This is a genomic window from Methanococcoides seepicolus (assembly GCF_023684405.1).
GTDB classification, from domain to species: domain Archaea; phylum Halobacteriota; class Methanosarcinia; order Methanosarcinales; family Methanosarcinaceae; genus Methanococcoides; species Methanococcoides seepicolus.
The window spans coordinates 53909-68290 of record NZ_JAGSOI010000002.1 but is presented as its reverse complement, the minus strand read 5'-3'; the positions used below and the strand labels follow the sequence as shown (position 1 = coordinate 68290).

General features: G+C 42.6%; 14 protein-coding genes and 1 pseudogene. 9 read left to right on the top strand and 6 right to left on the bottom strand.

Going from position 1 to position 14382, the window contains the following annotated elements; all coding sequences use genetic code 11:
* Positions 1-44: 44 nt before the first annotated feature.
* Positions 45-419, bottom strand: a complete 375-nt coding sequence (locus tag KDK67_RS00940) for a hypothetical protein (protein WP_250866970.1) — start codon at positions 417-419, stop codon at positions 45-47.
* Between the two features lie 13 nt (positions 420-432).
* Here KDK67_RS00940 and KDK67_RS00935 point away from each other — a divergent pair.
* A pseudogene (locus tag KDK67_RS00935) lies at positions 433-777 on the top strand (isocitrate/isopropylmalate family dehydrogenase); the annotation flags it as partial.
* A gap of 120 nt (positions 778-897) precedes the next feature.
* On the opposite strand, the gene KDK67_RS00930 reads toward KDK67_RS00935, so the two are convergent.
* Both KDK67_RS00930 and KDK67_RS00925 read right to left on the bottom strand, forming a co-directional pair.
* Positions 898-2085 carry a mechanosensitive ion channel family protein gene (locus tag KDK67_RS00930; RefSeq protein WP_250866969.1) on the bottom strand — a complete coding sequence of 396 codons (1188 nt, stop codon included), beginning with the start codon at positions 2083-2085 and terminating at the stop codon, positions 898-900.
* 216 nt (positions 2086-2301) lie between these two features.
* Positions 2302-3579: a homocitrate synthase/isopropylmalate synthase family protein gene (locus KDK67_RS00925; RefSeq protein ID WP_250866968.1), complete on the bottom strand. Its 1278-nt coding sequence runs from the start codon at positions 3577-3579 to the stop codon at positions 2302-2304.
* A 523-nt stretch (positions 3580-4102) separates the two neighbouring features.
* On the opposite strand from KDK67_RS00925, the gene KDK67_RS00920 reads away from it, so the two are divergent.
* From KDK67_RS00920 to KDK67_RS00895, 6 genes are all read left to right on the top strand, one after another.
* Positions 4103-5257: a PGF-CTERM sorting domain-containing protein gene (locus KDK67_RS00920; protein ID WP_250866967.1), complete on the top strand. Its 1155-nt coding sequence runs from the start codon at positions 4103-4105 to the stop codon at positions 5255-5257.
* Between the two features lie 68 nt (positions 5258-5325).
* On the top strand, positions 5326-5952 hold the full coding sequence (cbiM, locus tag KDK67_RS00915) for a cobalt transporter CbiM (protein WP_250866966.1): 627 nt from the start codon (positions 5326-5328) through the stop codon (positions 5950-5952).
* Entirely contained in the window at positions 5949-6386 is a 438-nt protein-coding gene (locus tag KDK67_RS00910) for a hypothetical protein (RefSeq protein ID WP_250866965.1), read from the top strand. The genes cbiM and KDK67_RS00910 overlap by 4 nt, the downstream gene beginning before the upstream one ends.
* Before the next feature lie 17 nt (positions 6387-6403).
* Positions 6404-7168, top strand: coding sequence for a cobalt ECF transporter T component CbiQ (gene cbiQ, locus KDK67_RS00905; protein ID WP_250866964.1), 765 nt, complete (start codon positions 6404-6406; stop codon positions 7166-7168).
* The gene (locus KDK67_RS00900; protein ID WP_250866963.1) at positions 7165-8073 is read left to right on the top strand and encodes an energy-coupling factor ABC transporter ATP-binding protein; all 909 of its coding nucleotides are present in this window, start codon (positions 7165-7167) and stop codon (positions 8071-8073) included. Before cbiQ ends, KDK67_RS00900 begins: the two co-directional genes overlap by 4 nt.
* Before the next feature lie 245 nt (positions 8074-8318).
* Positions 8319-8822, top strand: a complete 504-nt coding sequence (locus KDK67_RS00895) for a TrpY family transcription regulator (protein WP_250866962.1) — start codon at positions 8319-8321, stop codon at positions 8820-8822.
* A 5-nt stretch (positions 8823-8827) separates the two neighbouring features.
* Here KDK67_RS00895 and KDK67_RS00890 read toward each other — a convergent pair whose 3' ends face one another.
* Genes KDK67_RS00890 through KDK67_RS00880 form a run of 3 tightly spaced genes read right to left on the bottom strand, consistent with a single transcriptional unit; the run spans position 8828 to position 11999 of the window.
* On the bottom strand, positions 8828-10027 hold the full coding sequence (locus tag KDK67_RS00890) for a geranylgeranyl reductase family protein (protein WP_250866961.1): 1200 nt from the start codon (positions 10025-10027) through the stop codon (positions 8828-8830).
* 34 nt (positions 10028-10061) lie between these two features.
* Positions 10062-11345 (bottom strand): 3-phosphoshikimate 1-carboxyvinyltransferase, encoded by a 1284-nt coding sequence (gene aroA, locus KDK67_RS00885; protein WP_250866960.1) that lies wholly within the window; start codon positions 11343-11345, stop codon positions 10062-10064.
* Positions 11346-11999: a thymidylate synthase gene (locus tag KDK67_RS00880; protein ID WP_250866959.1), complete on the bottom strand. Its 654-nt coding sequence runs from the start codon at positions 11997-11999 to the stop codon at positions 11346-11348.
* A gap of 95 nt (positions 12000-12094) precedes the next feature.
* On the opposite strand from KDK67_RS00880, the gene KDK67_RS00875 reads away from it, so the two are divergent.
* Positions 12095-12406, top strand: a complete 312-nt coding sequence (locus KDK67_RS00875) for an acylphosphatase (RefSeq protein ID WP_250866958.1) — start codon at positions 12095-12097, stop codon at positions 12404-12406.
* A 9-nt stretch (positions 12407-12415) separates the two neighbouring features.
* The gene (gene hypF / locus KDK67_RS00870; RefSeq protein ID WP_338101218.1) at positions 12416-14371 is read left to right on the top strand and encodes a carbamoyltransferase HypF; all 1956 of its coding nucleotides are present in this window, start codon (positions 12416-12418) and stop codon (positions 14369-14371) included.
* The last annotated feature ends 11 nt before the right edge of the window (positions 14372-14382 follow it).

Below are 14382 nucleotides of genomic sequence, written 5' to 3'. Positions count from 1 at the left end.
CCGGTTTCGGCCGGGGCTTTTTAGTATCTAAATAAGCAATGTGATTAGGGAGCTAAAGCTTCCGCTTCTGCTTGGGTTGGGAAGACAGATGCGTCTTCTATCATGAAATCGTCAGTTTTCGTGATGTGGATTCCGTCAAAGGACGTTTCCGTATAACTGACCGTATAACTGACCGTATAACTGCCGGAGTTCTCTGTCCATAAAATTTTCTGATATTTGCCGATCTCTTCCGGATCATTGTTATCAGTGCATCTCAACAGGACAAATCCCTCATCGTTGTCATAAAATAATACATCAAAGGAACCGTAATAGGTGTCTGCCGGCGTTAGATATTCATAGGTGAAGGTTGTATTCGTAAATGTTGCTTCATAGACGCCTAATCCATCATAATAACCGTAATGAGTCCCATTAATGGCCAAATCTTCAGACGTAGTCCAATTTTCAACCAACCTGTTCATGGATGTCATCAGTGAGGAATGTTCTGCACTTATCGGCAGTATCGGTCTTATCTACTCCGCAAACATCGGGGACAACTTTGCAATGTTCGAACCCGCACACGGTTCAGCACCAAAATACGCAGGTCTGGACAAGGTAAACCCTGTTGCAACCATTCTTGCAGGCGCATGGATGCTTGACTACCTTGGTGAAAGCGACAAATCTGCACAGATCTTCAAGGCAACAGAGGATGTCATTTCAGAAGGCAAGCATCTCACCTATGACCTTGGTGGAAATGCAGCTCTTAGCGAGATGACCGACGCTATCATCTCAAAGTTGTAAATTAAAAATTATACGTAAGTCCGGCTCTGGCGAGAATGGGACTTTTTCGCATAAGGCTTCACGCCTTATGCACCTTCTTTTAATTGTTCGTTCTCCGTTAACCAAATGAGATCGTTTTATTTAGTCAATATTTTCTTTCAATTTCTCAAGAAGTTTCCCCATCTCATTGTCCAGCTCTTCTGATTTAGAATCAACATACTGAAGCGTTTTAAGTTTTATAGCATCAGGAGTTTTATCATCTTCCTTTTCAAAAGTTTCTTTCATGATTTTGAATGAGTTTTCCAGTTCTACCTTTTGTTTCTCGATGGATTCCATCTCTTCTAGTTCTGTTACGAACATATCACCATTTGAGGTCGTACTGAAAAGCGATCTGAAGTCTGCAATTTTATTATCAAGACGTCCCATGGTCATATCTATCTTCTTGATAAGCTCTGCACCTATGGCTTTGTCAAATATTATGTTTTCAGTTGACATTTTCGGCACATACTCATCAGAAGGTGCAGGCACATTTTCTTTTGTATCGCATACCGGGCAGGATGGTATGAATACAGCATTTTTCTCATATACTCTCTGGTTCATGAAGGTGGGTGAAACTATCTCAATATCATCTTCATGAAGGGCATCAATAACTGCTTTTTTCAGATCGGACCTTTTTGTGATCAATCCTGATATGTCCCGAAGAAGACCTCCTACCTTGTATGTTACAGCATGATCATTTAGTTCTGTGACATGTACAAATGGACTTTCAAGGTCTGTTCTCTCTGCTGCTCTTATCAGATCCTTTTCGATATGCTTCCATGGTGTGTCGTATCCCAATGAAACGGTGGCAGAAATAATTGTTCCCGATGTGCTTATTGTGACCAGTGGATTTGAGACGAGTTTCAGGTTTGGGATGTTTATCAGATCACGGTCAATGGATTGTATCTGTGTATGAAGTATTTTTATGTTCGAGACCTTCCCAAATTCGTCTCCTATTCTTATATAGTCACCTGTTTTGAATGGTTTGATAAGGTTCAACATCATGCCTGACATGCCGTTTGCAACAAATGTTGTCGACGACAGTGCAATGGTAGCACCGAGTAGTATTCCTAAAAAGCTCAAAAGGGTTTGTTTTGAATTATCTGTTATTGGCAATGTGAGTAATATCAGAACAATTCCGAGAAGAGTGGCTACGGAAAGTATGATCTGTTTTATCATTTTGTCCCGGGTTAATATGGTGGTTTTCCGGAGAATGTAACTTAGTACTGTAAGAAGAACGAACAATGCAATTATTGTATAGGTCGTTAGTTGATATTCTCCAAATAACATGCTTTCACTCCCTGGGATCCCGAACTTACTAATTAAAGAACAAAAGTAATTTTGTAATTCTATCTATAAAAGTCTGTTCAATTACTATTGAGCTCACAATTTTGGTATGGTATAGAGGGATGAATCTAAAGCTATCACTGTTCGATCATATATCTGTGATGATCATCGAATTTTAAAAAAAGAATGTTGCTTATCCGCATATTAGCGGACAAGCTTTCAGAGGGTCTTTCTTCCCATACTTTTCTCAACGATAGGCTCGAAGAGGAAGTATTTTTCAACGTATGCCTGTATCTCTTCATCTGAGATGCATGAAACACGTTTTTCATTGTTGTAAAGGTTCTGTATATCCTTCTGTATAGCCCTGAGACGTGGATCGTTCTTTTCGACACTGATCTTGACGTCCAGAAGATCATGAAGTGTATCCTCTACCTTGAATCGCAGAACTTCAATACCTGATGAATCGCCTATAAGGAAAGCCCTCTTTCCTCCAACGGCTTCCGGTGGATAGGGTTCATAGGTGAATGGGTTCTTGATGACGCCTGCTGTGTGGATACCGGATTCGTGTGCAAAGACATTGTTCCCTACAACGGATTTGTTCCTTGGGATCCTGATACCTATCTCTCTTTCCATGAATTTAGCAAATTCGAAAAGGGATTCGAGATTGTACTTATCAAAGCCTTCTACCCTTCTTCCAAGGAACAGCAGCAACTTCTCCAATTCAGCATTACCTGCACGTTCGCCGATGCCGAGGAAAGTCACATTTGACCAGTTGGCACCGTGCCAGTATCCAGCAATGGAATTTGCTACAGCAAGACCGAAATCATCGTGACAATGGGTTTCGATATTGACAGCTTTTAGTTCTTCCTTGACATGTCTGACCATCTCGGGTATGCCGAATGGTTCTTCAACATCTGCAAATGGAACCCCGAATCCAATGGTGTCACAAAGACGGATGGTGCATTTTGGATCGATCTCAAGGATCTTCTTGATCAATGGATAAACAAAATTAATGTTATCAGCACGTGTCATATCTTCAATATGTGCACGTGTCCTAAGCCCGTGGTCTACTGCATATTGTAATGCATCAAGGTATTTTTCCTCGGCAGCTTCCCTGCTTGGCAGTCCCATCTTGTCAAAAATGTGTACATCTGAGACGGACATCAATATTCCCGTCTCTTCGATAGCACCGATATCCAGTACCAGATCAATGTCGTTGGTGGCAGCCCTTGCCCAACCGGTGACCTCTGGGAACTCATAACCTCTGTCCAACATCATGCTAATGGCGTTTCTGTCACGGTCATTATACACAAATGTCTCAAGTTTTTCAATTCCGATGTTGTGCAGATACTCATAGATCTTTACTTTGTGATCTGCCTTTAATACAATACCGGGCATCTGAGCTCCATCACGTAGGGTACTATCACTTATGCTTACTTCCTGTCCCTTTAGGAGCTTAATCTTTGGAAGATCTTCATAAGTTTTGTATAATTTCATAAATTACCTCCTTGAATGTGTACGACTGTGAAACTTTGTAGTTTAAGGCATCACAGGTCCTTTATATTTCTTGGTGACAAAACGGTTTAAGAACAGTCCGTTTTTTTGAATAGGAACCTGTCTGTAAAAAACATCATATCTAATTGAGTTTTCTTTTTGATTTAACACCTGTAATACTTTATCCTTAAAATGTCTTTCTTTTTCAAGCCGCCTGGGTTGTGCCGCATCACTTAGTTTATTCTTCGAAAGTTTACACTGTTACCCGGCGGTTATTCAGATGTGATATGCCCTTCTCTTTTTATTTATCTTTTTAAAGTTTACGATGTTACTGTTTATTTGTCATTGCAAATTTGATATGGGGTAGCTTCAATTAACAACTATTACCCAACATGTATACAAATGTTATCAAACGGTAAACTATATATATATGATTCTATTTTACAGCCTGTAACACAAAACATAGTATGAATGTTATGATGTTTGAAATATCAGGATGTTTGAGTTAAAATATAGGTGAGAATATATGAATTTTAATAAAATATTTGGAATTGCAATAATAGCACTTGTCCTAATGGTAGCAAGCGTATTGCCTGCATCCGCTCACGGGGATGCGAATATGGCTATCGATGAGGTTATTGAGCACGCAGAAGAACTTGTTGAGATGTCCGCAACAATTCACGACCAGACCATGTTAATTGCCGATGATGAAGGTCTGGATGATGACCTCAGGGCTGCAGGAGAATCTATCCATCTTTCTTCCCATGATATCGAACATATCGGAGCGCACATTAAGGAACATGCAGAGGAGCTTAAAGTACTCGCTGCTGACCCTGAAGCAAATGAAGAGGAGATCATGATCGCCCTTGGTGAGATCAACGAACATGCTGATGAAGCACTTGAGCTTATCGACAGCAAGGACGCAGACCTTCAGAAGATGCTTTCTGATGCACCTGAATCACACCAGCAGTATGCAGCAGATATCAAAAACTCTGTAACCGAAGCAGGTTCAATTGCAGATCACATCAAGACCCACGCTGCAGAAGTAGAGGAAGACCTTGGTTTTGCAGAAGCTGTAGTACTTGAAGGCGATGCTGGAATACACGTAACAGCTATGGAAGGAATTGCAAACGATATGCTTGATGATTCTACCACCATACTTCTTGAGACTAAGTGTTTAGTCAAAGATGAGTCACTTGATCAGCAATGGAGGGACTATGCCAAGCAAGTACACCTTGCGTCCCATACCACAGAACATGCATCAAAGGAAATTCTCGAGGACATCGATGAGCTAAAGACCCTCGCTGCAGAGCCGGCTGCAAATGAAGCTGCTGTCAAGGCCATGATCGGTGAGATCAATGACCACGCACAGGTGGTCATGGACGAGCTTCTGGCCCAAAATGAGGCTGTTCACAAAATTCTTGAGCTTGAGGAACCATACCTTACCCATGCATCTGCATCACACGACGCTGTCCACAAGGTAGAGTATGAAGCAAAACAGCTCCAGAAAAAGTCCGAGAAACTTGAAGCTGCCCTCTATCCTGCAGCAGCACCTGAAGCAGTTGCAGCAGAACCTTCCGAAGTCTCAACAGAAGCTGAAGGTAATAGCACACCAGGATTTGGATTCCCAATTGCAATTGCAGGTATCCTTGGTGCAATCTGTCTTTTTAGAAGGAAATAAGTAACTAATATTGAAAGGGGGTTCCAAATCCCCTTTCATTCTATTTTATTTTCAAGGAGTGATATATAATGCATATTTCAGACGGGGTACTATCTCCAGCTGTTATAGCGTTTGGCTGGATCGTTTCAATAATTTTTATTGCATTTGCTTTCAAGATGGCTCAAAAACAGGGCAGCATTGCAGAACAGATCCCCAAACTATCCGTATTCACAGCAGCTTTTTTTGTTGCTTCACTTATTCACATAAACGTACCACCTACAAGTGTACATCTTATCCTGAATGGATTACTGGGTGTTGTCCTTGGCGCACTTGCATATCCTGCAATGTTCATTGGTCTGGTACTTCAGGCATTGTTGTTCCAGCACGGGGGCATAACCACGATAGGAATAAACAGTTTCAATGTGGGTGTACCTGCTTTGATCTGTTATGCAGTATTCAGGAAAGGTTCGGGTATGGGACTTTCAAAGCCTGCTATTGGCGGTATTTGTGGAGGTCTTGCAATACTTCTGACCACGGTCTTCCTGGCTATAACACTTATTACAGCAGGAGAGCAATTCGAAATGATGGCAAAGCTTGTAGTGATCCCACACATGCTCATAATGGTAATTGAAACAATAGTAACAGCATCAGTAGTAGCTTACCTTGCAAAGGTAAAGCCAGAACTTCTTCCACTTAACAAGGAGGACAAAAAATGAGATCCACCAAAATTTTCACTATAACAATATTATTAATTCTGTGTATGTCACTTATACCAACTGCATCTGCACATAGGTGTTTCGTAGAACAGTTCAGTGGCGATGAGATCATTGTAAAGGCTTTCTATGAAGGCGATGCACCAATGGGATTGGCAGAGTACCAGATACTTAATGCAGATACCGAAGAGCTCCTTTATGAAGGAGAGACCGATGAAGATGGTTTCTTAAGTTTTGCACCGGTTGAAGGTGTTACACAATACCATGTGGTCGTTGATCAGTTTGGTCACAAAGGTGATGCTATAGTAAATGCCACAGGTGGCAACAACAAGCCAGTTGAACTTCCTCTTTTCATGAGGATCTTCACCGGATTTGGATACCTTATGGGACTTGCAGGAATTGCAATGGTCTATACCTCAAAGAAAGGAAATAATTAATTGGTGGAGTAATTGAAATGAAATACCCTGAGATTGATAAATATGCAGAACTTGATTCTCTTATTCATCGATTTGACCCAAGGGCAAAAATAATTACTTTTACCCTTCTTATTTTTTCTTTTGTTTTTATAGAAGATATAAGGATCGCATTTGTAAGCCTGCTTTTTTCATTCTTCATTTTACTTGTATCAAGAATTCCTTTTGGATTTATCTTCAATAGGATGAAACCAGGCTTGATCTTTGTTATGCCATTTCTGATAGTAATGCCTTTTGCATTAGATGGAAATGTCCTTTATTCCTATAACGGAATTAGTATCAGTTATGATGGTCTTTATTATGGCAGCCTTGTAGTTATAAGGGCAGCAACATCGATCATGCTTACTCTGATCATGCTTGGGACAACGAAAATGGATACTACGATGAAGTCACTTCATTCACTTAAGGTACCTTCTCCTTTTGTCCAGACGCTGATGTTCTCTTATAGGTACATTTTTGTTTTTATTGATGAGTTCCTTAGCATGTGGACATCAATGAAAGCCAAAGGTTTTAAGGTAAAAGCAAACAAGCATTCCCTTTCCATCATAGGCAATATAGTTGGCATGATCCTTGTCAGGAGCTATGAAAGAGCTGAAAGGGTCTATCATTCTATGGCCTCAAAAGGTTACACCGGAGAGTCCAGGACAATTGTTAAATTTAAAATGCAGACTGCAGATTACGGATTGGCAGCGATCTTAATTGGTACTGTTTTGATATTTATAATATATGGGATGTCCTTATCATGAAAACGGCTATAAGTATAACAGATCTGAACTATTCTTATCCTGATGGTACAAAAGCACTGGATAATGTAAATATTGAGATCGAACAGGGTGAAAAGATCGTCATAATGGGGCCAAATGGGGCCGGGAAGACCACTCTTTTCCTTCATCTTAATGGTGTCATCCGCGCTGAGCAGGACAATGTGAAAATATTTGGCAACAATATCGGGAGCATGAAGACCGAAGACAGGATCAGGGAGGTCGGAGTTGTCTTTGCTGAACCTGACGACCAGTTGTTCATGTCTACGGTCTATGATGATATTGCATTCGGACCCCTTAACATGGGACTTAGTGAAGAAGAGGTGGACAGAAGGGTAAAAAAAGCACTTGCAACCGTCGGTCTTGAAGGATTCGAGGACAAAGTACCTCATCACATGAGCTTTGGCCAGAAGAAAAAGGCGGCTCTTGCAGCAGTTCTTTCCATGGAGCCAAGGGTCCTGGTACTCGATGAGCCTACAGCGAACCTTGATCCTAAAAGCAGGGCAGATCTAATAAGAGTGATCAATGACCTGAACAAGAACCATGGTATCACCACTGTAATAGCAATGCACGATATCAATGCTCTCTCTGAGCTGGCAGACAGGGTCTACGTCCTGAACAGGTCTATAGTGGCAGAGGGGCCAACAAGGGATATATTTTCAGATCATGTGCTTGTAAAAGAAAACAATCTGGATGCCCCTGATATATTTAAGTTTTTCAAGATCCTGAAATGTTTTGGGGGGGATTGTGATCAAACTCCTATGTCAATAGATGAATCTGTTAAAGAACTGACACAAGCAATTGAAGCGCTTGAAGGGAAAATGAGCCTTCATATACATGAAAGCACCCATGAAATGGTCAATGATGTAATATCAAGCTACAGGCACTGATTCCTGTTCAAAAAAGTGCATACATTGAGACCTGTTCAAGAAATGCATACATTACATATATTTGAGGCAGCAAATATATGCCATTTTCGTTTTAAAATAATCGGGAAGATCTTTTTGTTCAAAGGGCTGATATTGATCTGATTTTTTTGTGTCAGGACCCATGAACGGAATATTTATTTCTTTATTTCTTTTTTAGTATGGATTAGAGCTTAAATCTTTATAATTTGGGAAACAAGATGGTAATCATGTGGAGCACAGTACTCAAGAAGTTCGAAAAACACCCTGCACAGCAGAAGGTAATTAAGTTACTCTTCGAACGTGGGTTTCAGGTAAATGGCGATAGAAAGGTAACATCAGGCTCGATAGAGATCCCTCACACTCAGCTTGCAAAAGAGGCAGGTGTGGATCGCAGGGTCGTAGATGCAACTACTGAAACCATACTCTCGGATGAACTATTGAAGAATATCTTCCAGAACGTCACGTCCATACCTTTCCTTCGTGATGTAGCTCCCGCTCTTGGTCTTGGTGTGATAATAATTACTCCTGATGATGCTGCGAACGTTGGTATCCTGTACAGCGTTTCAAAGTTGATCTTTTCCTACAACATCAGTATCAGGCAGGCGGTATCAGATGATCCTTATTTCAACAACGAAGCAAAGTTGACCATAATCACTGATTCCAAAGTACCGGGAGATCTTGTCAGTGATATCTTACAGCTTCCCGGCGTAAAAGGCGTAAGTATCTATTGATGCTTTCACAGAACAGCTTTTGCAAATGCTCTGAAAACCCCTATCAAATGACGTGAGTTCATAGGGTTCAGTAGCTTTTTGATAAGTATGGACGGATGGTCCATATCTCCGTATTTTGTGATAAGCTCGAGGAGCGCATTATTGTTCATTGAACCGATAAGGTCATCCAGTTCTTTGTCGGTCAGCCCGCCCATGAAATCGTGTATCCTCATTCCTGTTCTAAGTTCACGACCAAGAGCTGCTTTCCATCTGCTTTCATATTCTTTCAGTCTGTTTGCCGAAAAGTTCTCCTCACTAACAGCTTCGGCTGCAACTTGTCCAGCTATCTTTGCACAAACCGCACCGGTATAAACCCCTCCTCCTGAAGTGGGTTTAACCTGTCCAGCGGCATCGCCTGCAATGAGGACGCCATCTGAATATGTCCTCTTAAGCGGACCGATCGGTATTCCTCCGACAACAAGGTCAAGCATGTTGCTGGTGTAGTTACCTGCAAGATGTTCGTTCTTATTCACAATGTTCCGCAGGTAGTTCATTGCGTTGTGTTCATTTCCGGGTTCTACTGCCAGTCCTATCCTTGATATTCTTTCATTGACAGGTACTGTCCAGGCAAAGAACCCAGGTGCCTGTGAACCAACGAACAGTTCCACAAAATCAGTGTCACTTGAGCTGTAAAGTGCTTCGGTCTGTACTCCTGAAAGGATCCTGTCAACCTTTCCAAGCCCTGTATATCTGGCAACGTTGCTCTTGACACCATCTGCACCGATGATGATTTTCGATCTGACGGTTATCATCTTTCCCATGTGGATGACCGAAAGGAGTTGTATCCCGTTTTTTTGTTGTATCCCTGTGACCCTGCCCTTAAGCATGAGCTCTGCTCCGGTATCAACTGCAAGCGAGACAAGATGGCGGTCAAATATCTTTCTGGAAACGACATAGGCCTTTGTCCGTTTTCCATCAATGGGCAGGCAGGATCCGTTAGGGGAATGCACGAAAGCCCCGCGAACACTGTTCAATACGAAATCATCTTCAGGACGTACATCACATTCCGAAACAGCACGTGTGCTCAGCAATCCTGTGCATTCCACAGGAGTCCCGATGGAAGCATGCTCTTCGATAATGAGCACTTTCGCACCGGCCATTGCTGCGTAACGCGCTGCTGTAGAGCCAGTTGGTCCTGCGCCGACAACCACTACATCGTATATCATGGGAAGCTGACCTGAAGAAAATATGTCTTCTTCGTCACTGTTCGCTTAGGATCACATCCGCTCCGATAGAACGCATTGAATCGAAGAAGTTCGGATATGAGATAAAGATAGCTTCTGCATTATCGATGGTCGTATTACCGGCTATCATTCCGGCAAGTGTCAGCGACATCACTATGCGGTGGTCGTGCCAGCCATGGACATCTGCACCTTTAAGCTCTCCTCCTTTTATGGTGAGCTTGTCCTTTTCCTCACTTGTGGAGATTCCCATTTTATTAAGTTCTACAGCCATTGCATGAAGCCTGTCGGTTTCCTTGTATCTGACGTGTTCGGCATTGGTAATGACCGTCTCACCTTCTGCAACTGCACCGAGGACCGCGACTGTAGGTACGAGGTCAGGTGTTGCACCGGCATCCATTGTGATGCCGTGAAGTTTGCCTCCATTCACTTCCACGGTTCCTTCCTCTTTGTTCCAGTAGATATTGGCACCCATTTCCTTGAGGATATCAATGATGGCAATATCTCCCTGCATGGATGGATACAGATTATTGACCTTGATCTTCGTATCGGTCATTGCAGCCGCTGCAAGAAGATATGAAGCCGAGGAAAAGTCTCCGGGAACTGTATACTCCTTGAGCCTGTACTTCTGGCTACCAGGTATTATAAACTTAAGGCTATGATTCTCTTCCAGATATATCTCAGCACCGGCTTTCTCCAGAATGTCCAATGTGACATCGATATAAGGTTTGGATTTCAGTTCTCCCTTTATTGAGAGTGTCGTACTGTTCTTTGTCAGTGGGCATGCAAGCAGAAGTGCGGATATGAACTGTGAACTTATGGAACCGTCTATCTTTGCGATAGCACCTTTTAATCCTCCGGTCACCACAATAGGTGCACACCCATTCCCTCGTGTTGATATGGACTGAACTCCAAGGTCGTTCAATACATTGAGCAGTGGTCCATTAGGCCTTGATCTTATGGAATTATCTCCTGTAAGAACGGTAGTTCCCTGGCCAAGGGCAGAAACGGCTGTCATAAAACGAAGCGTTGTTCCGGAATTGCCAACATCGATAACGTTATCAGGAGTTTGTGGTTCTCCATCAATACCGCTTATCAATAATTTATCTCCATCCTTCTCTATGTATGCACCTAACATCTCACAGGCCTTTATCGTTGATTGGGTGTCTGCTGAGATCAAAGGTCTGTGGATAATGGATTCTTTTGAGAGGGCTGCAACTGTGATAGCCCTGTGAGTGTAACTTTTTGAAGGAGGGGCAAAGATCTCTCCGTGCACTCCTGATCTTCCTACTGTAACTTTCATTTACTGCACCCCTTTAATGATCTTCTCGATCTTGTCCCAGTCATGGTCGTATATATGTGCGGAAACACTCATGGTCGTTATCGTTCCTGGGGCAAGGTCTACTTCCTCTGCAACATATTCGAGCAGTTTTGAAAGCCCATACAGGTTTGCAGGATATGCGCCGGCAAAATCATGGCTTCTGAACAATGTTGTAAGATGTACTTTTTCATCCCGTATTTTAAAATCATCAATTATCATGCATGGCACTTCATCCACTTCGGTATCGATCGTTGGTACCCATGTGACGGCAGTAGCCCTGCGTGTTGTCTTGTTGTCTGTCAGTTTCTCGATGACATACTCTATCTGGTCGACCTTACCATCCCAGTTCCTGAGCCGTTGACCGTAGGTGTATTCGAAATCCTGTGCATTTTCACCTGTAATAAGCTGTTTTGCATATTCCTCCAGCCTCTCATGGTTCCAGGCGCTATCCTCAGGTATCTCATTACTGTATGGGTCCTCGATAACCACCATAAGGTTCATGAATTCGCGTATCTGGCTCCCACGCTCATCGGTAATCACACTTCCATGGTTCCATATGACATTGAGTCCTCGATACCATGCATCGCTTATAGTCCGGGCTTTTATGATCCTTCCAATTGCAGCATCATGCGTCATGACAAATTCTCCACTAATGAACTTAAATAGGCATTATCCTTCTAATATAGGTATCTATTAAAAACATCTTAAAACATCGGGACGAATAAAAAACAATGGCTGGGGGTTGCAAGAGGATACTGGTAAGGGGTGTCGTACAGGGTGTGGGATTTCGCCCGTTCATCTATCGCATTGCTAAAAAATATGGTCTGCATGGTTATGTCAGAAACACCGGAGGGCGTGTGGAGATCGTAGTCGAAGGTAATATGTCAAATATCGATCGATTTCTATATGACCTCAATTTTAAAAATCCACCTCGGAGCAAGATCGATACAGTTGAGGTGAATGGATCGATCAATTCCAATTACAGGGATTTTTCTATCCTTGACAGTAGATCCGAAACAACTCCTGATTCGATAATGATATAGGATGTTGGTATATGCCCTAAGTGTCTCAATGAATTGTTCGATCCTTATGACAGGCGCTATCAGTACCCTTTCATATCCTGCACGGAATGCGGGCCTCGCTATACATTCTCACATGCACTTCCCTATGATCGGCAAAATACATCCATGGGTGCTTTTATTCCATGCGCTTATTGTGCTCAGGAATACATCTCCTGTTCAGATCGTCGTTTCCATGGGCAAACAATTTGCTGTTCGAACTGTGGTCCCAACATCACCTTTGCAGATAAAAATGGCAACTCCAGCTCTTTTGGTAATAGTGCGATCGTGGATTGTGCAAAAGCGATCGATTCAGGTAAGATCATTGCCGTTAAAGGATATGGAGGGTTCCACATTATATGTGATGCTTCAAAGGACAATGTGGTGGAATTGCTAAGGAGAAAACTCCAAAGACCACAGCAACCATTTGCAGTCATGGCAAAGGACATTGGGCATGTGAGGTCATTTGCCTTTGTTAATTCCGAAGAAGAAGAACTGTTGTGTGATGTAAGCAATCCTATAGTTGTTTTAGATAAAAGGGAAAATATACTGTCTCTGTCGTCGATCTCTCCGCAATTGTGCAATGTTGGTGTGATGTTGCCTTATTCTGGTATCCATCATCTTCTTTTCCATAACACTTTGGCTTCTGTGTATGTAATGACCTCGGCAAACCTACCCGATCTTCCAATGGTTCTGGACAATGATATTGCCATAAAGGCTATGGCAAAAATAGCGGACAATTATCTCCTGCATGATCTGAAAATAGAGAACCGGGTTGACGATTCTGTGAGAAGGTCCACTTCAAGGGGTCCGCTATTCGTTCGTCGCTCACGTGGATATGTGCCACGATCTTTAGATCTGCCTTTTATGATAGACCCCTCTGTGGGGGTAGGAGCGGAACTGAACACCACAATGACTTTTGCAACAGGTAATAAAGCTTACATATCCCAGCACATAGGCAACATGGCTCATTTTGAGGTGGCAACGTATTATCAGAAGTTATTCAATAGATTTGGAGAACTGACTTCGATCACACCTGAATCTTGGGGCTGTGACCTTCATCCCCAGTTCAGTACAACTAAATTTGCATTGGAGCATGGTGTTGATAATGTTGTGCCTGTTCAGCATCATCATGCACATGTTGTATCCCTTATGGCGGATGCTCAATTGGAAAAGGATTCTAGGATAATTGGTATAGCTCTTGATGGGGTCGGATATGGTGGGGATGGCAGTGTTTGGGGCGGGGAAATCTTAGAGACGACCTATACGGATTACAATAGACAGGCTCACTTAAAACCACAACCCATGGCAGGAGGGGATATTGCTTCATATTATCCCGGACGAATGGTTCTGGGGATGCTGAAGGATATTGTGGGTCGGGATGAACTATTGAAATTGGATCTGGGATTGAAGAATGGTCCAAAGGAAGCAAATGTTGTGCTGGACCAATTGGATAAGGATCTAAATACGGTCATGTCTACCAGTGCTGGAAGGGTTTTGGATGCAGCATCTGCACTTTTGGGAATCTGTAGTTATCGAAGTTATCAAGGTGAACCTGCCATGAAACTGGAATCAGTTGCAAGGGGGGGTATTAACTCTGATGTTGAGTTGCCGCTTGTCTTAAATAATGGGGTATTTGATTCCGGGATGCTTTTGCATGAGCTGTATGATCGGATCGGGGAGCATTCTGTTTCAGAGCTTGCATACGCCTTTGAAGACGCTTTTGCTTTGGGGGTGGCAGAGCTTGCACTAAGGTCGGCAAAAAAATGTGATGTTGATATCATTGGATTGACAGGTGGAGTTGCGTATAATGAACACATTGCTAAAAGGATAGCTGATGAGGTGAATGCTTCTGAAATAAGGTTTATTTCTCACAGAAGGTTGCCATGCGGAGATGGGGGTATATCACTTGGACAAGCCATCGTAGCAGGGCTGAGCAGGTGGGAATAATGATATTCGGC